The 26,985-nt window shown below is 41.0% G+C and carries 19 protein-coding genes; 7 read left to right on the top strand and 12 right to left on the bottom strand.

The window, feature by feature from the left end; genetic code table 11:
- Window positions 1–52: 52 nt before the first annotated feature.
- The gene (locus tag FLL45_RS12315) at window positions 53–808 is read right to left on the bottom strand and encodes a 3-hydroxybutyrate dehydrogenase (protein WP_185964439.1); all 756 of its coding nucleotides are present in this window, start codon (window positions 806–808) and stop codon (window positions 53–55) included.
- Window positions 809–966: 158 nt separating this feature from the next.
- Between FLL45_RS12315 and FLL45_RS12310 the strand changes: the two genes are divergently transcribed.
- Window positions 967–2,946: a 3-hydroxybutyrate oligomer hydrolase family protein gene (locus tag FLL45_RS12310; RefSeq protein ID WP_185964438.1), complete on the top strand. Its 1,980-nt coding sequence runs from the start codon at window positions 967–969 to the stop codon at window positions 2,944–2,946.
- Window positions 2,947–2,981: 35 nt separating this feature from the next.
- Here the strand turns inward: FLL45_RS12310 and FLL45_RS12305 are convergent, their stop codons facing one another.
- Window positions 2,982–3,452, bottom strand: coding sequence for an Lrp/AsnC family transcriptional regulator (locus tag FLL45_RS12305; RefSeq protein WP_142942357.1), 471 nt, complete (start codon window positions 3,450–3,452; stop codon window positions 2,982–2,984).
- 184 nt (window positions 3,453–3,636) lie between these two features.
- On the opposite strand from FLL45_RS12305, the gene FLL45_RS12300 reads away from it, so the two are divergent.
- Window positions 3,637–4,236, top strand: a complete 600-nt coding sequence (locus FLL45_RS12300) for a hypothetical protein (protein ID WP_142942356.1) — start codon at window positions 3,637–3,639, stop codon at window positions 4,234–4,236.
- Window positions 4,237–4,296: 60 nt separating this feature from the next.
- On the opposite strand, the gene FLL45_RS12295 is transcribed toward FLL45_RS12300, so the two are convergent.
- Together FLL45_RS12295 and FLL45_RS12290 are read right to left on the bottom strand one after the other, a co-directional pair.
- Window positions 4,297–5,280, bottom strand: a complete 984-nt coding sequence (locus FLL45_RS12295) for an extracellular catalytic domain type 2 short-chain-length polyhydroxyalkanoate depolymerase (protein WP_142942355.1) — start codon at window positions 5,278–5,280, stop codon at window positions 4,297–4,299.
- A 90-nt stretch (window positions 5,281–5,370) separates the two neighbouring features.
- Window positions 5,371–7,632 carry a TonB-dependent receptor gene (locus FLL45_RS12290; RefSeq protein WP_142942354.1) on the bottom strand — a complete coding sequence of 754 codons (2,262 nt, stop codon included), beginning with the start codon at window positions 7,630–7,632 and terminating at the stop codon, window positions 5,371–5,373.
- A 156-nt stretch (window positions 7,633–7,788) separates the two neighbouring features.
- Here FLL45_RS12290 and FLL45_RS12285 point away from each other — a divergent pair, with 156 nt between their 5' ends.
- Genes FLL45_RS12285 through FLL45_RS12275 form a run of 3 tightly spaced genes read left to right on the top strand, consistent with a single transcriptional unit; the run spans window position 7,789 to window position 12,651 of the window.
- Window positions 7,789–9,096 carry a GntP family permease gene (locus FLL45_RS12285; protein WP_210247185.1) on the top strand — a complete coding sequence of 436 codons (1,308 nt, stop codon included), beginning with the start codon at window positions 7,789–7,791 and terminating at the stop codon, window positions 9,094–9,096.
- 51 nt (window positions 9,097–9,147) lie between these two features.
- The gene (locus FLL45_RS12280) at window positions 9,148–10,944 is read left to right on the top strand and encodes a sodium:solute symporter family protein (RefSeq protein ID WP_142942353.1); all 1,797 of its coding nucleotides are present in this window, start codon (window positions 9,148–9,150) and stop codon (window positions 10,942–10,944) included.
- 3 nt (window positions 10,945–10,947) lie between these two features.
- Window positions 10,948–12,651 carry a hybrid sensor histidine kinase/response regulator gene (locus FLL45_RS12275; RefSeq protein WP_142942352.1) on the top strand — a complete coding sequence of 568 codons (1,704 nt, stop codon included), beginning with the start codon at window positions 10,948–10,950 and terminating at the stop codon, window positions 12,649–12,651.
- Between the two features lie 18 nt (window positions 12,652–12,669).
- Here FLL45_RS12275 and FLL45_RS12270 read toward each other — a convergent pair whose 3' ends face one another.
- The 4 genes from FLL45_RS12270 to FLL45_RS12255 form a co-directional block, all read right to left on the bottom strand.
- Window positions 12,670–13,089 carry a GFA family protein gene (locus FLL45_RS12270; RefSeq protein WP_142942351.1) on the bottom strand — a complete coding sequence of 140 codons (420 nt, stop codon included), beginning with the start codon at window positions 13,087–13,089 and terminating at the stop codon, window positions 12,670–12,672.
- A 32-nt stretch (window positions 13,090–13,121) separates the two neighbouring features.
- Window positions 13,122–14,087, bottom strand: coding sequence for a glycosyl hydrolase family 17 protein (locus FLL45_RS12265; RefSeq protein WP_185964437.1), 966 nt, complete (start codon window positions 14,085–14,087; stop codon window positions 13,122–13,124).
- Between the two features lie 147 nt (window positions 14,088–14,234).
- Window positions 14,235–14,864, bottom strand: a complete 630-nt coding sequence (locus tag FLL45_RS12260; protein ID WP_142942349.1) for a putative glycoside hydrolase — start codon at window positions 14,862–14,864, stop codon at window positions 14,235–14,237.
- A gap of 157 nt (window positions 14,865–15,021) precedes the next feature.
- Complete coding sequence (locus FLL45_RS12255; RefSeq protein ID WP_142942348.1) at window positions 15,022–15,909, bottom strand: glycoside hydrolase family 17 protein; 888 nt, start codon at window positions 15,907–15,909, stop codon at window positions 15,022–15,024.
- Window positions 15,910–16,226: 317 nt separating this feature from the next.
- Between FLL45_RS12255 and FLL45_RS12250 the strand changes: the two genes are divergently transcribed.
- Window positions 16,227–18,452: an EAL domain-containing protein gene (locus FLL45_RS12250; RefSeq protein ID WP_142942347.1), complete on the top strand. Its 2,226-nt coding sequence runs from the start codon at window positions 16,227–16,229 to the stop codon at window positions 18,450–18,452.
- 174 nt (window positions 18,453–18,626) lie between these two features.
- Here the strand turns inward: FLL45_RS12250 and FLL45_RS12245 are convergent, their stop codons facing one another.
- On the bottom strand, window positions 18,627–20,780 hold the full coding sequence (locus FLL45_RS12245; protein WP_142942346.1) for a pre-peptidase C-terminal domain-containing protein: 2,154 nt from the start codon (window positions 20,778–20,780) through the stop codon (window positions 18,627–18,629).
- Between the two features lie 375 nt (window positions 20,781–21,155).
- Here FLL45_RS12245 and FLL45_RS12240 point away from each other — a divergent pair, with 375 nt between their 5' ends.
- Window positions 21,156–23,282 carry an acetyl-CoA hydrolase/transferase C-terminal domain-containing protein gene (locus FLL45_RS12240; protein ID WP_185964436.1) on the top strand — a complete coding sequence of 709 codons (2,127 nt, stop codon included), beginning with the start codon at window positions 21,156–21,158 and terminating at the stop codon, window positions 23,280–23,282.
- Between the two features lie 37 nt (window positions 23,283–23,319).
- On the opposite strand, the gene FLL45_RS12235 is transcribed toward FLL45_RS12240, so the two are convergent.
- The 3 genes from FLL45_RS12235 to FLL45_RS12225 all read right to left on the bottom strand — a co-directional run bounded on the left by FLL45_RS12235 (window position 23,320) and on the right by FLL45_RS12225 (window position 26,950).
- Window positions 23,320–23,985, bottom strand: coding sequence for a response regulator (locus FLL45_RS12235; RefSeq protein ID WP_142942344.1), 666 nt, complete (start codon window positions 23,983–23,985; stop codon window positions 23,320–23,322).
- A 137-nt stretch (window positions 23,986–24,122) separates the two neighbouring features.
- On the bottom strand, window positions 24,123–25,310 hold the full coding sequence (locus FLL45_RS12230) for a thiolase C-terminal domain-containing protein (protein WP_142942343.1): 1,188 nt from the start codon (window positions 25,308–25,310) through the stop codon (window positions 24,123–24,125).
- Window positions 25,311–25,396: 86 nt separating this feature from the next.
- Window positions 25,397–26,950, bottom strand: coding sequence for a class I adenylate-forming enzyme family protein (locus tag FLL45_RS12225; RefSeq protein ID WP_142942342.1), 1,554 nt, complete (start codon window positions 26,948–26,950; stop codon window positions 25,397–25,399).
- Between the last annotated feature and the right edge of the window lie 35 nt (window positions 26,951–26,985).

Genomic DNA, 26,985 nt, shown 5'->3' with positions numbered 1-26,985 from the left:
ACTCAAGGCTGAGAATAATACCTTAAGAATTAACAGCCGGGAACCAGGCAGCTTATCTCGCGGTCCATCCGCCATCGAGCGCTATCGCTTGGGCAGTAATGTTTTTCGCATAGTCACTAAGCAGAAACTCACAAGTGCCCGCTAGCTCTTCGATTTCAATAAACGACTTCTTGGGCATGGGCTCAAGCATAATGTTATTAATAACTTCCTCTTCAGTTATGCCGTGCTCTTTCGCTTGAGAAGCAATTTGCTGTTCAACCAATGGTGTTTTTACATATGCTGGACAGAGCGTGTTAACCGTTATGTTGCTGTCGGCAATTTCTAATGCTAATGATTTGGAAAATCCCAGCAAACCATGTTTCGCGGCAATATAGGCGGTTTTGTAGGGAGAGGCGACTAGTGCATGAATCGATCCGATATTGATTATGCGTCCATAATCGTTGTCTTTCATGCCTTGCAAAAAAGCCTGAGTCAACCTCGCAACCCCAACCAACATCACTTGAGTCAAAAATTCCCATTTATCCATTGGAAAGTTTTCGAGTGACTCAACATGCTGCACGCCAGCGTTATTTATCAAAACATCAATACGACCATTGAGACGTTCAGCAACACGGTTCACTTCCGCTTGAGAAGTTACATTTAACGCAAACGCTTCTGCAGACTGGCCTTTATCGCCAATTACTTTTGCCACCACTTCTGCATGTGTGAAATTGATATCCGTAACAATAATGTGATGCCCCCTGCTCGCAAGAAACTCAGCGACTCCTCGACCTATACCACTTGCAGCACCGGTGACTAAAACTCTCATGATTAGTTTAATATTTTTGATTGTACGAGGTTATCACTCTAGCAAAATACTCGAATCAAGAACCTAGTACTATAGTGCTATACCGAGACATAGGATTTTTTAGCGCGCACTGATATGCTTAGCGTTAATCAATGTGGTTTCAGTTGAAGGATAGTTATATGGTTGCTAGTGCAAACCTATCGAAGACTCTACTGCTGTTAATGTTTTTAATGGGATCTTTTTCAATTGAATCGAGTACGCTAGAAAATGATAGCTTGCCACTCGATTATATCGGGCCCAAAATTATTCATCACTATTACGATGGTAAAGACGACGATTTACTCACAGCTGGTTGGAGTCATACACAATTAACCCAACGAAAACTACCCACTACGAGTAACCAGTCCGATCCGAAAACTTTAAGGAAGATCGCTTACTTCAATAATTTTATTGCATTGCTTGATACCACAGAGTCAGGAGGATACGGTAAATTTTTTGGGCCCAATAAAACTCAACCATCGATACCGGGGCATGAATACCTAACCTATGCCATAACACCCAGTGGAACTCCCGAAGCCACACTAGCTTTACAAATTCCTGATAATTTTGATCTTAATAAAAACTGTATTATTGTTGCCGCTACGTCAGGGTCTCGAGGAATTTATGGTGCGGTTGGTACCGTTGGCACTTGGGCCCTAACTAATCGTTGTGCCGTTGCCTATACCGATAAGGGCACAGGAACGGGGTTCTATTTTTATGACCAACAATCAGGGTATGATATCCAAGGTAATTATCGGCACAAAAACCAGGGCTTATTAAGCTATCTACCCAAAAAAAATCAAAATACAAAATCCTTCCTAAAACAATTCCCAACCGCCATCGCGACTAAACAAGCATACTCGGGCGATAATATCGAAAGAAAATTTGGTGAATTCGTTTACAAGGCAGGAGAGTTTGCGCTTTATCAACTTAACCAACATTTTAAACAAAAACGTATTTCGTTTACGCGACAGAACACCACTATTATTGCCGCGAGTATTTCAAATGGTGGAGTGGCTTCAATCCGCGGGGTTGAATACGATGAGACTGAACTGTTTGATGGATTGGTCGTTTCAGAACCCAATATTTATCCACAAAAAAATTCTCGCTTAGCCATCCTCCAGCAATCTGAACTTATCGAAAACCACAGCTTACCCGGGATCGAGTATTTCATGACTCAATATTTGCTCGAACCCTGCAGCTTGCTGTCAGAAAAACTCAATAGTTCGGGTTCACAGCAAGACGATGAATCACGCACAAAAATTTTACAGGATTGGTGCGACAAACTAAAAGCTGACGGCTTTATCGTCGGAGATAGCTATCAAAAGCTGGCTCATTCTTCGCTTGAGTATCTTAAGCGGAATGGTATCAACCACAATAATCAAGTTCTATCCAGCTTAATGTATACGATTCAAATTGGACCGTCACTCGCAACGACTTATGTTAATCAATTAGGTCGGTTTAAGATTGAAGACAAGATCTGCGGCAATTACTTTACAGCTTTTGACAAGCTAGTTAAACCCCGTTTTCTTTCCTTACAAGAACGACAATTATTATTCGCTAAAAGTAGCGGCATTCCACGAACAGCATCGATAGAAATTGGCCACACGAATCAGCTGGATAACTATGAGCGTGCAAAGTGCTTTTACGATATAGTCAAAACAGACAGAGTTCAAAATGGCATTAAGGAAGTTATCGCCACTCAAAACTTGCACAATGTTCCAACCATTATCATTCATGGACAGAACGATAATTTGATTGCACCAAATCATTCATCACGTCCCTACTATGCAAACCTTTTGCTATCAGGAAAACATGATACTGATAAACTGAAATATTATGAGATTACTAACGCGCAGCACTTTGACTCGTTTCTATCATTTCCTGCGTTTGCAAAACATTACGTACCGCTTCACCATTACTTCGAGCAATCACTCGAATTGATGCTAGCTCATTTACAAAAAGGTAAGACACTGCCGCCAAGCCAGGTTGTCGCGACATCAATTAGATCAGTAACTAATAACACACCGGAAAAGCTAACCTTGAGACACTTACCCGGCATTTCTATGAATCCTCGCTTGCCAATCAAGCTAGATAAGAATATCTTGATCATTCCCTGAGCTTTTCTGTAAGGAGATTTTCGTGCAATCGTCAGCTAATCTTGTAGTAGACTTCTTAGGTTTTTATTTATCTGAATGCCATCTTTGACAGTAGCAAAAACTATATCAGTTTGAGTCGAACCATATTGAGTAAAACCATCGACAACACTTCTTAAGTGACTCATATCTTTCGCTACTAGCTGAATGATAACTAACTCCGAACCAGTTAAAACATGGCATTCTAAAACTTCGGGCAGTTTGATGATCGAATTAACAATTTCTCGATGTTTAAGGGAGCCCGCACTCAAACGAACAAATGCTTTGATACCAAAGCCGAGCTTCTCAGCGTTAATCTTGGCATGAAAACCTTGAATAATCCCTTCTGATTGGAGCTTGTCGATATGCTCAGAGATATTACTGCGGGATCGATTAAGTTGAGCGGCTATTTCAGAAATTGAGATACGTCCGTCATGTTGTATGAACTCCAAGATCTGCCAATCTAAACCGGTTAATACTGATTTTGACATTTTCTCGCATTACTCCGTATTTTTCACATCAAACTGTCGTTTATTTCTTCAAATTAGTGTCAAAATAATCTGGTTCTTCGACGACTTAGCATCTTATTATGAATACTTGATCAGCTTCAATAGTGCCGAAACGACGCATTCAATTTATTCCTTCACACACCAAATCAATACCATGGACATGACTATGATTAACTTCCTTACGTTTAGCCCACGAAGAAACTCAAAGATAACTCAGCCAAATACCAAACTGCTTTTATTGTTTTGTCTGCTCTTCAACGGATTAATATCAGGTGTTATCTACGCAAAAAACACTCAAGCACTCGGATTATTTAGCGGCTTAATCGGTCAGTGGAGCATTGACGACTATTCTTTAAACGCCAAAGGCGAATGGCAACCCGCGGGTGGCGCTGATTGGCATTTTTACCCCATCCTGAATGGAACAGCAATCCAAGATGATTGGATTTCCCCTTCTATGAGCAAACCAGCTCCAGCTCAAGGTCGACAGTTTGGTACTAATATCCGGATTTACAATCAAAAAGAAAAACGGTGGCATATGGCTTGGATTGCTAATACAGGTCAAAAAGTCGAATCCTTCAAGGCAATAGAACAGGATGGAAAAATCATTATGTTAGGTCATTACCAAGGCGCTAATACTAGAATCACATTCTTTGATATTAACCAAAATAGTTTCTCATGGATGATGGAAAGAGAGACTCATGCAAACACCAAGGATAAAAAAATCTGGCAAACGATTTATAAAATACAAGGAACCCGAGTAGAATAACCCAGAAGGACTTGCTCGTTAAAGATTGCCTACAACCACCGACAAATAAGAGAGGGTAACTTAAAACGAGTGACCCAATCCTTTAATAATGGCGTGAATATGCGTTATCTGTTGGCCATTTTTAGTTTGATAGTCCGGTCCGGTGTATCCCCACCAGTCCCAACAAGCCTTTGGGTTCAATGGCACAAAACTTGACTTAGTTTGTGGGTAAATAATAACCAAACGATTACTCTCAGCCCAACTATTGAATCCACTATGCTCAATATACTCTCTGCCTACCGATTCTTCATTTTGCGAACAACCGTGAAAACTAATATGAATTCGGCATTGTTCACCGGATAAACAGATGGAGGGCACGTAAGCGTAACCGGTCTCAGCCAAAGTATTCGATTGATTCGTTAAAAACTTAGCTTGAGAAAACGGGATAATTTTACCCGTAGCTTTTGTCTTAGCGGCCAATTCTCCATAAAGCACTTGTAGCGCTTCACCAGCACCATCGTACTGGCAATGGTTGATATGAGGAGACTCACTATTATTACAAGGAACACCGTAATCGGTTGTTGGAATACCGTGACCTGCATTAACGGTAAATTCGGTAGCGACTTGCACCTGCAGCTTTCGATATAGTGCGGCTTGCGTTTCAGTTACCTGGCGGCTGACTCGTTGATCAGCCTGACCGTGAAAGATCCAAACTTTATCCTCACTTAAATTGTCTAAAGCGTCGATCTGCTCAGCTTCGACTAGACGATTAAGGTGCGCGAATAAATCATCAACAAAAGGTGGCTGCTGACTATCTACACAATCTGCCAAAGCAATATTTAAGTCGCCTTGCGCGCAACCAAAAGGACCTGAGGCGAATAAAGCGGCTCCACTGACTTGACTCCCGTAGGCCAAATGATATTGGTGAGCCATATAACCGCCAGAAGAAATACCCGATACAGTCACAGAAGAACGATCAAGATTGAGCGACGGAAATTGATCAGTACTTTTTGAACAATTACTTAGTAAAAATACGATTAATATAAACCTAAGCCAATAAAACATTGACACTTCCTTCTAAAATTAAAAAAGCCGCAACCTATCGATCACGGCAATAACTAGCAGCTAACAACTTTATCCTATCGAGGTATCTCTTTATAACTCGTATCCGATAGTGAGTGCGATTGTTTGTGGGTCGCCATAAAAACCTGTCACGGTATCTTCACCGCCTAGGCCCGGGGCTACTAAATTTCCTTGATTGTCAAACACCGCAGGGAAGTTATAGCCAGCGACACGATATTCCTCATCAAAGGCATTTTTGACATGAAGTCCGGCTTTCCATTGGCCTTCTGGATGGTACCAATTGACACCAATATTGAACAAACTGTAGCTTCCCATATCGAGAGTCGAAGGAATCTCAAAAATATTCGTTTTCGAACGATAGGCCCAATTGGCATTAATACTAAAATCACCCATCGAAGACTCAATCGTATAATTTGCTCCAACATTGGCACTCAATTCTGGCGTATTTGAAATCACCCATTGGTCCGAGACATCGACCGTTTGTCCTAGGTTAGGATCAAAGAAGTCTACTCTTACAAACTCTGCATCGATATAACCGATGGCGAAATTTAAGTTAAAATTATCGTTGATGTATGCAAGTCCTTCTAATTCCATACCTTTAATTTCAGACTCGCCCGCATTGACAACTTGTGTGGCGAAATCATTTTGACCCACCGCTCGCTGAACGGTTACTTGCATATCTTCGTAATCGGTGTAAAAAAGCGCGCCGTTAAGTCTAAAATTATTGTCGAACCAATCGCTTTTAAAACCAAATTCATAAGTGCTGACCAACTCCGGATCGAAGGGCTCGTTAGCCAAAGGATTTACTGATTCGTTCGCTCGCATATCAAAGCCACCGGATTTAAATCCTTCCGCATACGAAAAATAGTACATTAAGTCGTCTTCAGCTTGATATTCAAAGCCAATACGTGGCGTAAATTCACTCCAGTCTTCGCTCCCATTAAAGTCCGACTGAACAGCAATCGGCGTCTCATTATCTTCTGGAAAAACTGAACCCAAAAAGACAAAGCGGTAGACATCGGCTGTTTTTTCATCTTTTGTGTAACGACCGCCAATAGTCATCGACCATTTATCAGCTAATTCAATGTTTGCTTGGCCATAAAACGAGCTACTTTCGGTATCAACACAACCACCATTTTCTAAGGTAATCCCGGCAAGCCCAAGTATGACATCAAACGCTCCGCATGCTTCTCCTTGATAATCATAATAACCAAAAACCGCACGCCAATTTTCGGCACTGTAATTCACCTGAATTTCATGGGTGGTTTGCTCATCATCGTAAACTGCTGGCACATCAAAAGTATTAACCGCGGTGGCATCAAAATCGATGTTGGTGTATGTGTCACCCTCTCTTTCCGCCCAAACGTATTTAATACTTGTTTGATCGTTAATTTCATAATCTATCGTAAATGAAGTACCACCGGTTTCAACGTCATTAAATACCGGTAAACTTGTGTCAGAGTCATAGATATCTGCGTAAGGCTGCTGAGCAGTAACCAAGCTCGGCGTTAATCGATAACCACCCCGGGCATTGCTGTCATCTTGCGTATTGTCATGGGCCAAGCGAAAAAATAAACTATCGCTCGGCCTATATTCAAATGAAGCTCTCATTGCGGTTAAATCTTTGTTGTAATTTTCATCGCCGGTATTAATGAAATTACCAAATCCATCACGCTGCAACGAAGCATAAGCTAAACCAAAATAAAATTGATCTTCCACAATCGGAATTTGTGCCGCGATTTTCGCATCACGCTGATTAAACGAACCGATCGTGGCATCAATCGAAAATTCGCCATCACCAGACATTTCTCTAGTGACATATTTCACTGCACCACCAATGGTGTTTTTACCATAGAGCGTTCCTTGAGGACCTCTTAAAACTTCTAAACGGTCAATGTCGAGGATATCCATTACCGCACCCTGGGGTCTAGCAATGTAAACATCATCAATATAGATACCAACACCCGGCTCGAATCCCCATAGGGGGTCTTGCTGACCAACCCCACGAATGTATGCCGTTAAGGTTGAGTTTGTTGCTCGGCTAACCTGCAAGGTACTATTAGGGGTGTGGAATTGAACGTCAGTTACATCATCAATGCCAGTCTCAAATATTTGTTCAGAGGTTATAGCGGAAACAGAGACTGGAACTCGTTGGATATTCTCTTCAGTTTTTCGCGCAGTGATAATCAAGGTAGGGACACCTTCTTCTGCATTCTCTTGATCTTCAGCATTAACTTCTTCAGCAGCGGCTAGTTGCCCGCTTAAACCAAGTGCCACGCTTATTAACAGTGCAAGACTTTTCTTTTTAAATCTATTATTAGTCGTTGCGTTCATTCAACCTCTCCCTCTCATTTCGCGTTTGATAATATGGGTTTTCAAATTACCTTACAACAAAACTTATTGGTCGTATGCTGTACGATAGTACTATGGGAGATTAAGACAACTTACGCCATCATGCTGTTCCATCAGAAATAAAATAAGGACAGTTGTATGACCTTGAGCATGTTAGGGCTAATTGGTGGCTTAAGCTTATTAATTTTTCTCACCATACGTGGAATGAATTTAATGATTGCCGGCCCGCTTTGTGCCTTAATTGTCGCGTTGACGAGTCAAATACCTTTGTTTGTTAGTGAAGGAACGGCACAAGCAGATCTGGTTAATAGTTATATGTCGGGGTTTGCTGGATTTGTTCAAGCATGGTTTCTGATGTTCTTATTAGGTTCGTTGTTTGGCAAACTAATGGAGGACAGTGGCAGTGCAGATAGTATTTCGGCATGGGTTGTAAACAAACTCGGCATGAAACATGCCGTTTTGGCGATCGTCGCCGCTTGCGCAATTTTAACCTACGGCGGCGTCAGTGTTTTCGTCGTCGCTTTTGGCGTTTACCCTATGGCAATTAGTCTATTCAAGCAAGCGAACCTGCCAAGAAGGTTTATTCCGGCAACCCTTGCGTTTGGCTCTGTGACTTTCACAATGACTTCTGCAGGATCGCCTGAAATTCAGAATTGGATCCCGATTAAATACTTAAATACAACCCCTTATGCCGGCTGGGAAGTTTCGCTAGTAGTTGCGGTTTTTATGGCCACTTTCGGCTTTTGGTGGCTACGTAAAATGATTAATAAGGCAGTTGCAAACGGTGAAAGCTTTGAAGTACGTGAAGGCGATCCACAACAGCGAACCAGTGCTATGCCTTCTCCAGCCTTGTCGCTGATTCCGCTCGCCGTTGTCCTACTAACCAGTTTTTTTCTCCACGAATCGTTGAGACAATATGCGTTGGTCGTGGCTTTGCTGGGTGGCGTAATAACTTGCTGGCTAATTAATCATCGCTATATTCGCAACCTCGGTAACGCAATCAACCTTGGAACAACGGGAGCACTAATTGCGATCGGTAATACTGCCGCCGTAGTCGGATTTGGCGCAGTAGCAAAAGTAACGCCTGCATTCTCTGATGCAGTCACCTTAATGACAAGCATTCCTGGGAATGAGTTAATCAGTGCCGCTATTGCGGTTTCTGTTATCGCAGGCTTAACGGGATCGGCATCAGGTGGGCAAGCCATTGCATTACCGGTTCTTGCGCCTCACTACATTGATGCCGGAGTCGATCCCGAAGAACTCCACCGCATCGTCGCAATTTCTTCCGGAGCGCTAGACTCTTTGCCACACAACGGCTATGTGGTGACAACCATCAGAGCAATTTGCGGAGAAACTCATCAAGCGGCTTACAATCCGCTAGCTGCGCTCACGGTTGTTGTTCCTTTAGTGGGTGTTATAATCGCTATTGGACTATTTTTGCTTTAGTCATTTATATCAACACATATAAAAATAAATTGATTTCTCTAGGAGTAGCAGTTGATAGAAAACTGGTTGATCATTTCGATTACACTTGGTTACTTACTGCTACTGTTCGTTATTGCTGAATTTGGTGAACGTTATTTAAATACGAATAAAGCTAGACCTTGGATTTTTAGCTTATCTTTAGCGATATACTGTACGTCTTGGGCTATGTATGGGACCGTTGCCCAAACCGAGTCCACTGGCTGGGTGATTGCGCCCACTTACTTCGGCAGCATTTTGTTATTTATTTTTGCATGGCCAATCGTCACCCGAATTGTTCGCATTGCCAAACAAAATCAAGTCACCTCTATCGCCGACTTTATCGCGGGTCGCTTTGGCGGTTCTCATTTAATCGGCGGTATTGTTGTTACCATCTGTACTATCGCGGTTATTCCGTATATTGCGCTGCAACTTCAGTCTATCGTCAATAGCTACCTAGTAGTCACTGGTACTCACAATCCCACAATCGAACCATCACTCAATGTTTGGCAAGATACCGCGCTATATGTCGCGTTGTTTGTGGCAGCTTTTACCATTCTATTTGGTACTCGCAAGATCGATGCAACAGAACATAATAATGGAATTATGCTTGCAGTAGCATTCGAATCAATAGTAAAACTGACGGCTTTTTTAGTGGTTGGCTTTTTTTCGGTTTACTTCATCTTCGATGGCCTGAATGATTTATTTGCTCAAGCTCAATCAGTACCAGCAACACAAGAATTACTTCAACAACGACAACCCGCATTTATTTATCTTACTCAAGCGTTACTTGGCGTTTTTGCAATATTGTGTTTACCCAGACAGTTCCATGTTTTAGTAGTTGAAAATCGTTCACCCAAAGAATTGATCAAAAGCCGCTGGATCTTTCCTAGCTATTTGTTGCTCATTAATTTTTTTATTTTACCGATTTTTCTGGCCGGAAAAATTTACTTTGGAGAGCAAGACATTGCCGCAGAAAACTACTCTCTATTGCTTCCGCTCTCTGAAAACAACGCGTTAGTTGCAGGCTTTGTCTTCATTGGCGGAATATCCGCCGCCACTAGTATGATTATTGTCGCCGCTATAGTTTCGAGTACGATGATTGGTAACGAGATTATTGTGCCGTTTATCGTGAAATATTTTTCAGTTAAATTGAGCGACAAAAACGATCTCGGGAAACGCCTTTTATGGGTTCGTCGACTCTTGATAGTCGTGATTTTAATGCTCGCGTATTTTTACTATCGCTCAATCGCCATTACGGAACAGTTGTCTGCAACAGGACTTCTCTCCATGGCACTTGTGGCGCAACTTGCTCCCGCACTCATTGCAACGGCTTATTGGAAAAGATGCACGCCGACCTCAGTACTAGCAGGAATTATTGGTGGTTTCACCGTTTGGTGTTTCACATTGTTAATTCCAGCCCTTGCTTCGGCTGGACTAATTGGAAGTTCGCTACTCGAAAAAGGTTTATTCCATTTAAGTTTTCTGCGACCCACCGAATTATTTTGGTTATACGGTTTCGACACTTTGACCCATGGCGTTATTTGGAGCTTAACCGTTAATCTAGGATTCTTGGTTTTGTTTTCGATGCGAGGCTCTGCGACTATTAAACAACGGATGCATACGAGTCAGTTTTTCTCAACTAACCCGGAAAATCGTCAATCGCTATCAGCGCAAGATGCCAACCTTAATATCGATGATCTCATTTTGCTGGCAGAGAGATTTATGGGGAAAGAGCCAGCGTTTAAAGCATTCGAGAAGTTCAGACATCGATATAATCTTACTGATATCAGAAAAGCGGATATTCAACAGCTGTCCGCATATACCGAGTAGCTTTTGCAGGCAATTATCGGTGCAACTTCAACCAGACTTGTTTTTGAATCACTTGAAAGTAATAAGCCGGTTTCATTTGAGGATGTGGCTAATATGATTGATGAAGCAGCGGATGTTTTGCTATTTAATCGTGAACTGCTTCAATCAGCCATTGAAAATGTTAGTCATGGAATTAGTGTTGTTGATAAAGAACAAAAGCTTGTCGCCTGGAATAGTCAATATAGAAAACTCTTTAATTATCCGGAGGGACTGTTAAGAGTAGGTCGGCCTATTGAAGATTTAATCCGGTTTAATGCCGAGCAAGGCAAAGTTAAATTTTCTGACATTAATAACGCGATTACAAAACGGTTAGACTTTATGCGTAAAGGCAGTCCTCATGTCTATGAAAGACAGTTAGCAGACGGGATTGTCCTCGAGATGCGCGGAAACCCCATTCCCGGCGGCGGATTCGTTACTTCATTTATTGATATCACACAATTTAGAGAGCAACAAAGAGAGCTTGAAAAAATTAATCTAGAACTTGAAGAACGAGTGAGCCTGAGAACAGAGGAGCTTGAAGCGCTTAATAAAAGGTTGCTTGAGGCAAAGTCTATGGCTGAGTCAGCCAACCAAAGTAAAACTCGCTTTTTAGCGGCTGCCAGTCACGACGTTCTTCAACCGCTCAACGCAGCGAGTCTTTTTAGCGCAACTCTGTTTGAAAAGGTCGCTGATGAATCAAATAAGCAACTCACCTTAAAAATTCAACAAGCATTACACTCTGCCGAACAACTACTCAAAGATTTGATTGATATTTCAAAACTCGATTCTGGCAATATCGCGCCCTCTGTGACAACTTTTTCGGTGAATGAGCTGATGCAGCAACTTTCGCAGGAGTTTTCTGTACTTGCAAATGATAAGGCGATCAAACTAAAAACTGTCTACTGCAGTAAATTTATAAAAACCGATCGAACTATGCTTAGACGTGTATTACAAAATCTATTGAGTAATGCGATCAATCATTCACAATCTCGAGCGATTTTATTCGGCGTACGGCGCAATGGTCCACGCCTAAATATTCATGTCATCGATACAGGTAAAGGAATTGCAAAAGATCAACAAGATGAAATATTCAAAGAGTTTGTACAAGTTGACTCAGACAAACAAGTTGTAGAAGGGCATGGTTTGGGACTGGCAATTGTGACCCGGATTCTTAATATATTAAAACTTCCGCTTACGTTAAAATCTTCGCTCAATCAAGGTGCAAACTTTTCGATTAGTGTACCTATAGCCGACAGCCTTGAAGTCTGTGAGTTACCTCAAACCGTATTGCTTCCGCAAACAACAAGCACAGAATCAAATAGTAATCGGCTCATTATTTGTATTGATAACGAACAAACGATAATCGAGGGGATGGAATCACTTTTATCTAACTGGGGATATACCAATATCAAAACGAGTACTGATGGTAACTTCGATTCAGATCCTGACTTTACCGTCGATAATATCGCCCTTATTCTTGCAGACTATCACCTCGAAAACTCAACTGGTGTCGAAGTAATAAAACACCTAAGAGCTAACGCTAAACGAGAGATCCCAGCCGTGATTATTACCGCCGATCAAACTGATAGTGTCAAACAAGAAACTCAAGAAAATGGTCTCTACATTTTGCACAAACCTATTAAGCCTTTGTCATTGAGAACTTTACTCAACCGTCTACTCAAAGCCTAAAAGTAATTTTTGCAACCTTCATTCCTCGTTTTGATGAGGGCCTTTTTTAAACCTTGGGTGCCCATCACTAATTGTCAGCCAACTCATTTGATCTTCAGTATAAATATGGCGAGTTGGTTCAATTAACTGAGGAGAATCTAGAGAATTAATCGTTACGGTTAAGTAATCAGCGTGACGTACATCTCGAAAGCTTATTGATGAACCGCATTGAGGACAAAATCCTCGCCTGACAAACTTTGACGATTCAAATTCGGTAGGTCTTTGTGACAGCCACTTAAGCTGATCGACTTTAAAGTCCATCCAGGTTGTCGCAGGTGCACCAGAAGTTTTTTGACACATTCGACAGTGACAATATTCGGTAGCGAAGGGGAGTGCGGTGGCTCGGTAACGAATATAACCACATAAGCAGCCACCCTCCAACAAGATAGATTGGCTCATTAAACGCTATTGAAAACGAAGAATAGGTACTGCTATTCCATCACAGGTTTGGGCTTTCGATCAACATAAAACAACCCCCAGTGTTTTTCTGCCCCGTTCGGATTGTTTTCATCACCCTTCCAAGGTTCATCAAACGCTTCAAAAAAGAAAATGGTCGTATTCGACTGCTTAGCTAATGCCATCATATCTTGATAATAACGAACTTGATTTTGAGTGTTTGCTTGCTCTGGGAATTCAGTCGCCGTTGTAGCCCACCCGGCTTCGAGAACTACAATGGGTTTGTTGGGAAGCGCTTGCTGGACGCTTAAAAGATTATCAACTGTGTAAGATAAACCGGATTCTATTGGTTTGTTTTCCCATACCGGATAACTATGGACACCCAAAAAATCGACTTCCTTAGCTAAAGGTGCACCGTGTTTACGCCACCAATCATAATTGTCCGCTGTACTCACCGGGTGCGAAGTCATTGCTTTTACTTCACGAACATAGCGAATCATCGCATCTAATGTCACCATGTGGTCGTTCCACTCAACCAACGCTTCATTTCCAACATTAATCGCAACAACAGTCTCTTTGTATTGGTTGGCTAACTTAATGCCACGCTGAACTTCGGCTTGATTAGCCAGTTTATTTAAATCGAGCTCAGCTTGTGGGATCGGTTCGTGGAGCCAAGGACATCCCTCATGATTACTGATCTCTGCTTTCAGCCACATTCCAAGCAAAACCTTTATCGGTAAATTATGCTTTTTGATCAATGCTAATGTTGTCTCAGTGTTTTCACCCGAGTCATACATTCTGATCAGATTAAAATTATGTTTCACTAAAATTTTCAAGTCTTCCAGTATTTGTGCTGGCGTCGGATTATTGGCGCCTTCTCCACGATCTGGATGCTGTCCTTCTCTAAATCCAGAATAGGCGATTGCCATGTACTCACCTTCCATTAAGGCCGAAGGACTTTGTTGAAAAACAGGATCAGCGATTACTGCATTTGCTGTCATTAAGGTTCCTATAAACAATATTTTAAAAAGAATTTTCATGATTTTAGCGTTAACAAGTTAACTGATTAAGTGTATCGCCTCGAAACAGGGCATTGGATTGCTCAGTTGAATTTCAGTTACAACGAGATAATAAAAAACCGACAGCGCTTAACACTTGAAAGTCGCCTTATCTCCAATACCCGCTACCAGTGAAGCTTCGGCGATTGTGATTGAGAATTTACCCGAAGTTGATAATGCCATAGGACTCATCACATTTTTGATATTCAATCCTCGTTCAGTAAAACAGCTCATTGAAAAAGATAGTTTTCCCCAGGTGTCTTCAGGGATCTTTTTAAGGAGCTTGCTGATATCAACTTCTCCTTGGCAAGGATATCCACAAGCCATCCTTAGTAGCACTGCCTTGCTCGGTTTCTTATTCACTTTCATTAATAAAACCAAAGCCGCATTCTGCTCCCCAAAACTTGACAAGTCATAAGGTTGATTCGTTTGCAAATAAGCTTGCCCCTCACCTTTCCCTTTAAAGTCGAAAGTCTTAATTTGTGTTTCTGGGTCGCTGGCAACGGCTACTACACCATTTTGCGACTGAAACTGATTACCTTGGACAGCGAGATTCCAATTTCCCTTGTCACCGACCATAAGCATGTAAGGCGATACTGCATCGCCTGACATCAAGGTCAATTTGGTTGCTTGAGCCTCTGCCGCTCTCGAGTTACTGCAAACCAATAGCAAAGTCAAAACCGTTAAGAATGATTGAAAACTCGAGTTTATTTTTTTCATGACAAAACCTTCTCTCATTGCCTTTGCCCCACGATTAGTTAGATTTGGTTGCATGCGCCATCAAGCTAGCCCATTACACACCAACAATGACAACGCTGTCAATGTTGAAAATAATCCGATTGCCCGCTTGGTTGTGGGCGCTTAAAAACACTTTTACTTATTCAAATTTAGGATTACCCAGATGGTCCCATAATCCCCAATGAGCACCAACTCCACCTTCCTTATCGACTTTCCACGCTTCATCGAACGATGAGAAATAAAACACCTCAATTTCCTCTTCATCAGCCCATTGGTAAGTACCCACAAAATACTTCATTGCATTGACCAATGATGGCTCTGCAGCCAACTCAGAAGGGCCTTGATTGGGCCAGCCGGTTTCAGTAATGATGACTTTTTTGCCTCCGCCAGCTTTGATGGCCCGGCGATACATGTCTTTCATATACAAAATCGAATAATCTAACGCGCAGCCTTCCCAAAACGGGTAGCAATTGGCAAGAATCACGTCACAGGCTTGCGCAATCTTGGGATGAACTTCAAATTCGTAATAGGCGTCGACATACCCAACTTCTAGCTCTGGAAGCGCCGCTTTTACCCGCTCAAGGTAATCGATTAACTGCGATTCGCTTAAATCTTCCCTCAATAGCACCTCATTACCGACAGCCACGATATCCACATAGCCATCTTTTGCGACTTTAATTAAGTTAGCAATTTCTTTTTCATTGTTGTTTAAATCATCATCTAGCCATGCGCCAACTAACGTTTTTAAACCTCTTGATTTAGCTATTTGCGGGATCAACTCATTCCCTTCTGTGCAGGAAAAAGAGCGGATCCAGCTGACTTTATCGGCGATGATATCGAGTCGGGTCTCTATTTGCGCAGCGCTGATCTCAGTACCGGGAGCCTGTCCTGCAATGTAAGGACTAAAAGAAATTCCGTGGATTCTCCTATCTAAAATAGAGCTAACCAGTGAACGCAATTCAGTCTCTGACTGCTGCGCAATATCGATCCCTGCTAATGATAAATATTGATAACCTTTACTCGACATATAGATTTTCTCACCCCTAAAGCCTTTATCATTCCAAACGACGCCCACGTTTTTTGGGGCGACTGATGATTCCGTTAACCGCTTGATTAACAACCGACAGGCCATATTACACAACAAAAATGACAGCGCTGTCAATTTTATCCAATTCTTCTCACTATTGACGGTTCAATAACAATAATTTGATATCTCAGTGTGACCTCTTGCGAACAAATTAGCAGACCAAACTATTAGACAGTCTTGCTACACCTAACGAACTTTCAAACATATTCAAATTTATAGACTAAACTATTCAAGAGCTTTTTCGATATTTATTGACTATGCATAGAATTGTAGTTGGGTTAATAACCTGTTTATGTTGCTTAACTCTCAATGCGTCTGAAAGCCCTGACACCTCCGCCCTGACGATTACGGCGAGTGAACGAAGCTATTTAGCAACATTTGATAATTTGAGACTCTGCACATCTCCAGACGCAATGCCTCTGGACGACATTGTTAATGGCAAGCATATTGGTATCGGTGCAGAATATATCAATTTATTCGCGCGCGAACTGGCCATCGATATCTCATTAGTCGAGACCGAAAGCTGGGAGGAATCCCTCGCGAGCATCCAACAAAACAATTGCGATATCATCGGCCTAATCGCTTTTACCCCTCAGCGCAGTACCTATCTCAATTTCACAGATACTTATGTTGAAATTCCTTTTGTTTTAGTGACCACTCAGGAAAAGTTTTTTGTTTCAAGACTTTCGCAATTAGTCAGCGAAAAGCTCGGCGTGCTAAAAGGCTACGCTTACGTAGACTTATTAAAAAACCGCTATCCTAATATCGAGCTAGTCGAGGTTGACTCGAGAATGAAAGGTTTGCAAATGGTTAGTTCAGGTGAGTTGTTTGGTTATTTTAGTGGCCTTAACCTAGCCGGGTTTGCTATCCAAGAGGGACAATTTACTAACTTAAAAATTAATGGACAATTTGATGAACTGTCGATAATAAAATTGGGGCTTGGCGTTAGAAAGGACTTAAATCCCCTCATTCCTATCTTAAATAAAACGATCGCTGCAATTCCCAAAGAAACCAAACAGCGAATTGATAACTCATGGTTGACCGTTCGTTATGAAATTACCGAGGACTACCAAAGGATTATTCAATTCTTCATAGTTACGGCAACAATTCTAATCTTTGTTTTTTATCGTCAGTATCATTTGCGTAAACTGAATAAACAGCTGGCCGATAGGGAACAACAAATATGGAAACAGGCAAACTACGATTTCCTCACTGAGCTTCCCAATAGAAGATTGTTTAATGATCGCTTGGAACAAGAAATTAATCGCGCTAAAAGAACGAATGAAAAATTTGCGTTGCTATTGATTGATCTCGATGAATTTAAAGACATTAATGATACTCAGGGTCATGAACAAGGCGACAACTTACTCGTAGAAGCCGCAAAACGTGTGTCCTCCTGTTTAAGAAAAACCGATACTATCGCGAGACTTGGTGGCGACGAATTTGTCGTTATATTAAAAAGCATTAATGATTTAAGCAATGTTGAAAAGGTTGCGAATAAGATACTGGATAAATTACAGAGACCTTTTGAACTGAAGGAAGAATCTTTTATATCTGCGAGTATTGGAATAACCATCTGCCCTGATGACTCAAATGACATTGGAGGATTGCTGAGAAATGCCGACCAAGCAATGTATGCAGCAAAAGCTGATGGTCGCAACAAGTTTCACTACTTCACCTCATCAATGCAACATAATGCTCAAGAAAGAGCAAACTTAATCCGCGACCTTCGTATCGCCTTACAAGACGAGCAATTCGAGATTTACTATCAACCCATTGAAGATCTGCGCACCGGCGAAGTTTACAAGGCGGAAGCACTCATTCGATGGAATCATCCAGAGAATGGATTGGTTAGTCCGATTTCTTTTATTCCCCTACTTGAAGAAACTCGAATGATCATTGATTTGGGTGACTGGATATTTACCCAAGCTGCCAAACAAGCACAAATTTGGCGAGATAAGTTTCACGATGACTTTCAAGTTAATGTCAATACGTCTCCGTTACAGTTTCAAAGTAAGAAAACAAAATATTGGTATCAGCGCCTTCAAGACCTCAATATTTCACCAGGGGCGATAGGCATTGAGATCACTGAGAGTATGTTGATGGAAGGCCAAGAAAACATCTCTGAACACCTCATTGAATTACGAGATCAGGGATTTCAGGTCGCACTGGATGACTTTGGAACTGGCTACTCATCCCTCGCTTATCTCAAGAAGTTTGATATTGATTATTTAAAAATTGATAAGTCTTTCGTCAACCAAATCGCTGAAGATTCGGATGATAAGGTGCTCTGCGAAGCCATAATCATTATGGCCCATCGGCTTGGCTTGGACGTCGTTGCGGAAGGAATAGAAACCGAACAACAAAAATCACTCTTAAAATCAATCGAGTGTGATTATGGACAAGGATATCATTTATCTAAACCATTACCTAAAGCTGCTTTCGATAAGTATTTAGAAGAAAGATATAAAGTAACCGTCTAGTCTCTTTAAATAATGAGATGAAGGATTTAAACTTCACAATTAAGGCATTTGTCAGCAGCCGCAATTCTTAGTTTTGTTATACGATAGCTAAGTATCTAATAACACCAAATGATGAGAGACTGCCGACAAATAATTATAAATATTGACTCGAAGGTCGCAAGTCAATCAAGTGTATCATTGCCATTCAACACTCAGTGTGACTCCATTGTAATCAGTGTAACCGCGAATTCCGATGTACCAATTACCCATTCTAGGATTCTCAAAGGAACACGTTTCCGCATTCCCATTTTTATAGGGTCGACAAGAATATTGGTATAAGCTTGGCTGAGTCTCAGTGTCTACATAAAGGTCGGCATCGCCTGAACCACCGGAAATATTAATCGTCAACAGGGACATATCCGCCGGAATAGAAATATTGAAGTACTGCCAAGATTGCGCGATCCCCTGTAGATTATCCACTGAGGCAAATCCGCCTTGAGGCGGCTCATTGACCTGATAATTAGCGACTAAACTCAGCCCACTAAAATCTTTATAGCCAATAATAGCGACGTAATATCGCGTTGTTTCTGGTTCATTAAAGGAGCAAGATTCTTGATTACCATTTTTATAGGGTCGACAGTCAAAACTAGTTAAGGTGGGCTCACTACCCGCTTTAACGTAAAGATCGGCATCTCCGACTCCGCCCTGAATTTGAAAGCTTAATGCTTGAGCATTTTGTGGTATGTCAATATAGTAATTCAGCACTTCATTTTCATTGGCCGATAATTGCGATTTAGCAATACCATTTTGGAGTTTTCCGGAGTCTATCGATTGTTCAGTATAAGTTGCTGTTAGAGAGACATTTTCAAACGAACGATCATTAGGTACTAAAGTAATATACCAACGTCCTTCACTTGGATTCGAAATTTCCACAAACTCAGTATTTCCGGAATTTTCCGAGGCATAATCAAAGCTAGTTTCATTGGGTATTTGATCAAATGCGACATAGAGATCCATCAAGCCACCACCTAATCCTTGATAACGAATTGTCTGTATTATCAACTGCGTTTGATTAGCAGGTACATCGATGTAAAACGTTTTCACTCCTTTGCTTCTCAAATCCTCTTTTACTCGACCATTGAGTAATTGGTTTTGTGTGGTTTCGTCACAAATTATAATGCTTCCATCCGCGGCGGGGGAGTAAACTAAATGCCCATCTCCTAACGCATTCTTTAAGTCGATTAAATTCTCACATTGATAGATGTCTAACCAGTTTTCTGATACGTCGATGTAGCTTATCAACGGCGGTGTGTGCCAATTGAAGTCGGCAATAGTGAAGTAATTATTTTTGGCAATTAAAGTATCTAGTCGAGAGGGTAATTCAGGTAAGCTTTCTAAATTTTCGTTGGACACATTGAGGTAATTTAAATATCGAAAATGTTGAATTCCCTCAATAGATGTTATTGTGCCATTACCCGGCGTAGTAATATTTGTAACCGAAGCAGCCTCTATCGAGTCAATCGCCCCGTCCCCATTTACATCAAAGTTATTTAATAGATATGACTCAAAATTTTGGTCTGAAAAGCTAAGTTTTTTAGCGCCATAACGTCTCGCCATAGCGATTTGATCACCACCGCTAATAAAATTTCTTTGACCAGCGAACTCGGCAATTGGAAAGTACTGCGGATGTGGCTCGATAGTTCGAGAACCATTAGTACTATAAGCACCAAGTCCATAATGCATAATTGATAAAAAGTCGTAGCTACTATAGTTAAGTGTTTGGCGCTTGGTGAAATTGTAACGCTGATTTGGATTAATATTATCTTCTAGAATAGTGACATACTCATCACGATCGCTTCGCATATGTTCATGCCACATTCCTAAACTATGACCAATCTCATGAACAATAATGTATTTAGAATGCCAACTAACCATTGATAGTATTTGCTTACCACCAACCATGCCAACGATTGCATAATTACGATTATCGTTTTGAACATAAATGTAATTCTCTTGGACGGTTCGCTCAATAAATTCTAACTCAGCAACAGACTCCCAAACTCGATAAGCATCAATAAAACGCTCGCGGTTTTCAGCAGTGACATCTTCGGCGAACTCATAATAAACCTTACCATCCTTCCACTTATCTTTATTCATATCAAAATTATAGGCCTGCGGCCCATCGGGGACCCACATATCATCAATTACCTGATAACTTTTCCCCTCATAATTGATTAGCGTTGATGATATTGTTGAATTCTCGATTTGATTGTTTTTTAAACTCGAGGCATTTATTGCAACTGTCGAAAATGTAATCAAAAGCAGCAATAGATTTTTTAGCGGTCGCATAATTATCCTATTTGAATTGGGTTGGTTAATTTACGGCGCGATCATAAAGCTGTTTTATGACGAGTATATTTGATCAATATCAAATTATCGCAGTGTGAAAAATTACATTTTTATTAACGCGATTTCGGCTCAGAGTGTCGAGTTTTTTTACTGCTAGTATTATCGTTGAGTTTGCAAGTAAAAATGATTTTGCTAACTTGTTTTAATAACCAAATAGCGCTAGTTAGTGACTTATTTTGACTTGAATCAATAACAACCTAAGTAAAAATTAAAATAACTTTGATAGATTTATATAATCATCAATAATCTGTCTTGCTTGGTGTCATGACATCGATTTCAGCGAAACAAAAATTAACATCGACTCAGAGAATAATAATGAATAAATTTGATTCCCCCAAAGCGGCCGTTGACAAACTGATCCAGACAGTAGGAAAAAATATTATCATGGCAGCCCCTTTGGGGGCGGGTAAAGCTAATCATATTTTAAATGAGATATACCTTAGAGCAAAAAACGACCCGAGTATCAATTTTACATTGTTAACCGCTCTTACGTTGCAAGTTCCCAAGGCAAAGTCCTTTATTGAAAAACAGTTTATGGGCCCATTTCTACAAAGAGTATTTAAAAATTATCCGAATTTGACATTCGAAAACGATCGTTTAAACCAAAGTTTACCGGATAACGTCAAGATAATTGAGTTTTACTACAAAGCCGGACAATTTAAAGATAATGCTTATGGCCAACAAAATTACCTCTCATCTAACTATACCCATGTTGCAAGAGATGTGTTTAACCGGGGTGTCAATGTTATTTGTCAGCAAGTTTGTCACGGTAGTATCGATGATGAAGCAGTTTTAAGCTTAAGTTGCAATCCAGATATATCTATCGATCTTGTTAATTTGTTAAAGGCAAACGGTAGAGAATTTGTCACCATCGGACAAACTAATCAAGACTTGCCCTTTATGTACGGCGAGAGTATCGTGCCACTCAATTTCTTTGACATACTCGTCGATAACAGAGAACTCGATTACGCAGTTTTCGCACCACCGAAAATGGCAATACCCGACGTTGATTATATGATCGGACTGCATGCTTCTTCGCTCATTAAGGACAATGGAGAAATCCAAATTGGTATCGGGTCATTGGGCGATGCGCTCGTATATGGGCTAGGATTAAGACAGGAAAATAATGACCTTTATCGAAAGGTATTAAAAGAACTTGAAATCGATCGACTTTCATTTCCTGTTATTGAGCAATGTGGTGAAACCGAGGAATTTAATATTGGCCTTTTCGCGTCGACTGAAATGCTAGTCGATAGCTTTGCCTCTTTGTATCAAAAAGGTATTCTTAAGAAAAAAGTTTACGACTCAGTTATCCTGCAACGACTTCTCAACGAGGGAGAAATATCCGAAGAATTTGATGAGTCAATTTTCGATGTACTTCAACAGCATAAAGCCATTTCACAGAAACTATCTATCGAAGACGTCGAATTTTTAAAAGAATACGGCATCATTCGCTCAGGCATTAACTTTCAAGAAGGTCGTCTCATTACTCAAGATAATCAAATTCTGAGTAATGATATTCATGAACTTGATCGCAATTTAGTGATTGGCGAACGATTGAGAAATGGCGCGGTTGCTCATGGCGGTTTTTTCTTAGGACCACGGTCTTTTTACGACTTTTTGAAAGACTTACCTGTAGAAGAACGCAAACTATTCCGCATGAGAAAGATATCCCAAATTAATCAACTCTACGGTCACGAAGAAATTGATAGACTACAACGAGTTAATGGGCGTTTTATCAATACTTGCATGAAAGTCTCACTCAATGGGCAAGCTTGCTCTGACGCACTCGAAGACTACAATCAAATTAGTGGCGTTGGTGGACAATATAATTTTGTCGCCATGGCGCATGAACTTCCTGACGCCCGTTCAGTATTACAATTACGCAGTTTTCGCACTAATGCCGAGGGTAAATTAGAATCAAATATCGTATTCAATTATGCTAACTGTACCATTCCTCGTCACTTGCGCGACATTGTTATAACAGAGTATGGGATCGCTGATTTACGCAGCAAAACGGATGAGGAAGTAGCGTCAGCCTTGATCCAAATCGCGGACTCTCGATTTCAAGCAATGCTTATTTCGCAAGCTAAAAAAGCCAATAAGTTGCCTAACAACTTTCAACTTGATAAACGTTTTACAAACAACTATCCCCAACGGTATCTACCAGTTCTAAAAGCCTTTAAATCGCAAGGGCTGTTTAAGCCTTTTCCATTAGGTCATGATTTTACTCAGGAAGAACTAGAAATTGGTAAAGGTCTTAAAAAGCTGAAAGCGCTGCAATCGAATAAAATAAAGTTCTATCAATTTTTGCTGTCTGCCATTTTCTCAACAGGAAAAAAATCTAAATACCAATCACATTTAAAACGAATGAACCTAGACAACCCGCAAAACAGCAAAGAAAAAGTCTATCAAAAATTGCTACTTAAAGCCCTTGGGTAGCGTTTCTAAAGATAATCAGTGCGTGGTGTTCAAGTACTCAGCCTTCAGCAATCTGCTGAGCACTATCTTCAACTTCAAGTTGATTAAATAGCACCCCAGCTTGGGTTCGATTGATGACATTCAACTTTCTCAAGATCGAGGAAACATGATGTTTGACGGTGGTTTCTTGAATATTGAGATCATAAGCGATTTGTTTGTTTAACTGACCATCCGCAATCATCGTAAGTACTTTAAATTGTTGCGGCGTCAATGAAGTGATTTTTTCAGCAAAATCATCTTGTTCTGATTGGGCAATCTGTACTTCCCTTGCGAGCGCCTCAGGCATCCAGGTTTCGCCCAACATCACGCTACTGATAGCGGTCTTTATGACATCAAAAGGCGATGATTTGGGAATGTACCCGGAAGCCCCAAATGTAAAAGCTCGATGAACAATCTGTGCCGTTTCGGTTGCAGAAACCATTACCACCGCGACAGCTGGATACTCAGATTTAATCAAATTAAGTCCAACAAACCCTTTGTTTCCAGGCATGTGTAAATCCATCAAAACTAAGTCAGTATCGGGGTTATCGGCAAGGCATTGTTCTAATTGATAAAAACTTTCCGCCTCGATGACCTGACAATCCTCAATCAATTGTGGAAGGACCTGTTTCATCGCTTCTCTAAAAAGGGGATGATCATCAGCGACAATAACTTTTGTTTGCATAATATCTCTTAGCCCAACAGCTAGGGTTTAATCACTATTTAATCCTATTTACCGCAAATTGTCATTGATTCGCTATAGGACCTTAGTACTAATGTTTTACTTATTCATTGTTTGTTTACGCTAAGTGTCTGAAATAATTATTCTTCTCGCGATATTAATGATACGACATTGGTCGCTGCACTACCGCCCAAATTGACAATTATTGCGTTTTCCGCATTTTCGACTTGATAGCCGCTGGCTTCGTTGATCAGTTGGCGATAAGCCAGTACATGCATCGAAACGCCTGTCGCCCCCACGGGGTGTCCTTTTGATTTTAGCCCGCCTGACGGATTCACGACACACTTTCCACCGGGCAATACATCACCACTTTCTAGGGCTTGGAATTCTCTGCCGGGTTTAGCAATTCCCAGCGCGCTGTACATCAATAATTCAGAAATGGTGAAACAATCATGAATTTCAGCAAATTGGATGTTGTTGATAGAGAGTTTGTTTCTCGACAAAATAGTGTCTATTGCCTGAGTAGCGACCTCTAGCTGGTGATTAGGCTTTTTGCTTTCAATAATATTTAAATAATCACAACAAGTCTCAATATCGGCTAACCTAACCCTTTTTTCAATAGGTTGGTGACGGCTAAGGATGATTGCCGCAGCACCATCACTAATGGGTGAGCAATCATGGAGTCTCAATGGCGAGGCAATTTCAGGATTTTTGTTATCCGGTAAAGCAAGTAACTCTTCAACAGTCCTTTCAGTACGAAGTTGGGCGAGTGGATTCTGCGCGCCAAGAGAATAAGCTTTGCTGCTGATTAATGCTAACCAATATTGAAGCTGTTCGTTTGAAAACTGATAGTGTTTTAGCCACCCTTTCGCATATTCTGAGAACAAGGCGGGGAAAGAAAAACCCATGCCTCCCTCACTCGGAAAATAAGAAGCTTTTGCTAGAGCTGAAGTGACGCCTGACGTGTCTAGCTGGGTCATTTTCTCGATTCCAATCACAACCGCAGTGTCGATCTTTCCAGAATAAATGGCCATATTGGCTAAGTCGACTGCGCTTGCACCGGACGCACAAGCCGCTTCAACTCGATACATCGGCTTACCGCGTAATCGAGGGCCTATGTTCACAGCATAAGGCGCTATATGTTCCTGCTGATTAAAACTCCCACCACTATAGTTTGCAACGAAAACGGCATCAACATCATCGATACTAAACTCACTAGTTTCAATGACTTCAATCAAGGCTTTAGCATACAAACTATACAGCGTTTCTTCTGGAAGCATCTTGAAGGGGGTGTGGTAACTATTCCGAATATAGACAGAATGATTCATGACGGTTTCTCAGCTGTTTTTTTTGACTCGATATAACTTTGACTTAACATAGCTTTGACTCGAAAAGGCATTGAATCTTGCTTTTACTAAAGTTGATAATGCGCATAAGAATCTCGTATTTTTTTCTTCTCTAGTTTGCCATTTGGATTACGAGGAAGGCTAGTTACCTGCTCAACTTTAGCGATTTTCTGTTGTCTACCCAATTGTTTGTTCGCCCAATCACACAAAAGACTGAGGTCTAAACTGACTTTGCTCACCACTAAAGCCAAAGGTGTTTCTCCCCATTTTTCACTGGTTACCCCGATTACAGCCGCTTCATCGATCGCATTATGTTGTAAAAGAATTTTCTCGAGATCTTGTGGATAAATGTTTTGTCCACCGGAGATGATCATGTCTTTCTTTCGATCAACTAAATATAAAAAACCATCTTTGTCTATCTTTCCAATATCACCTGTCCTAAACCACACCTTACCTTGAATATCCTGCCAACTTGCGCTTTTATCAGCGTCGGCACGATTAAGGTAACCAACCATCATCGTTCGTCCACGAGAAATAATTTCTCCGGGTTCATGATTATCGAGCATCTTGTCTTCATCGCTTAAGATTGCTAATTCGAGACCCGGTAATGGCTTACCGACCGAGTTTGGCTTTCTCTTGCGATATTCCGGCGCCAAGGTCGTGATGACCCCCTCTGTTAGACCATAAAGCTCAATCAGATCGCACTCCAAGTGCTCACCAATTAGCCGCTTGAGACTATCACTCATCGCTGATCCGCAGCACATTAGCATTGTTAAAGAGCGTACCTTTTTCGGCGAAAAATGCTTATTATCAAAAACACGCTGATATTGAATCGGTACACCAGCGCAGTGCGTTACTTGGTATCGGTCAACTAATTGAATGAACTCCTCGGCAGAAAACTTTTCTTGAATAATCAACTTTCCGCCAGTTAACAAACTCGTGAGCATGGAAACCCAGCTAATGTTTGAATAAAGCCCAAGCGAACAAATGGTAGTAGCACCCGAATGAAATTTGAGTGCAATAGACAAATCATACGCCCAATCCAGTCTTGCTCCATGATTATGAACAATTCCTTTTGGAATACCGGTAGTCCCTGAACTATATATAACAATACATTCGTCATCCCTATTAATAGTTACACTTGGTGACTCCATACTCGCATTAACCAGAAGACTATTTAGGGATTGCCAATTATCTTGTTCATCAGATGAGCTAAATTTTAAGAAAGTTTGTAACGTTGAAAAAGCATTGAGCTGTGAGTTTATCCGTTGTGCCTGTTGTTCCGAAGCGATAATTGCCGATGCTTTAGCGTCATTGACTTGGGCAAACAAGGTTTCGTCGGAAATATTCAGATTAATTGGTACCACGCTCAAACCGGCTTTGAGGGTAGCAAACATTGCAATCAACATCGACGCCGAATTTTCCATTAATATAACAACGCGCTGTCCTTTATTGAGCCCCTTATCCAATAAGACATTAGCCAACTGATTGGTACGTAAATGTAACTCCAACCATGAGGTCTGTTTATGATTAAAAATAATCGCCGGTTCCGCCTCTCTCCAACTTGCATGCCATGATATGAGGCGACTGATGGTTATGTGGTTATCAATAAAGAATGACATGAAATAGCTTCTCAAAATTAAACGCTAATGATTCG

This window comes from Aliikangiella marina, assembly GCF_007004765.1.
GTDB classification, from domain to species: Bacteria; Pseudomonadota; Gammaproteobacteria; order Enterobacterales; family Kangiellaceae; genus Aliikangiella; species Aliikangiella marina.
This window is presented reverse-complemented; position numbering and strand designations above follow the sequence as displayed.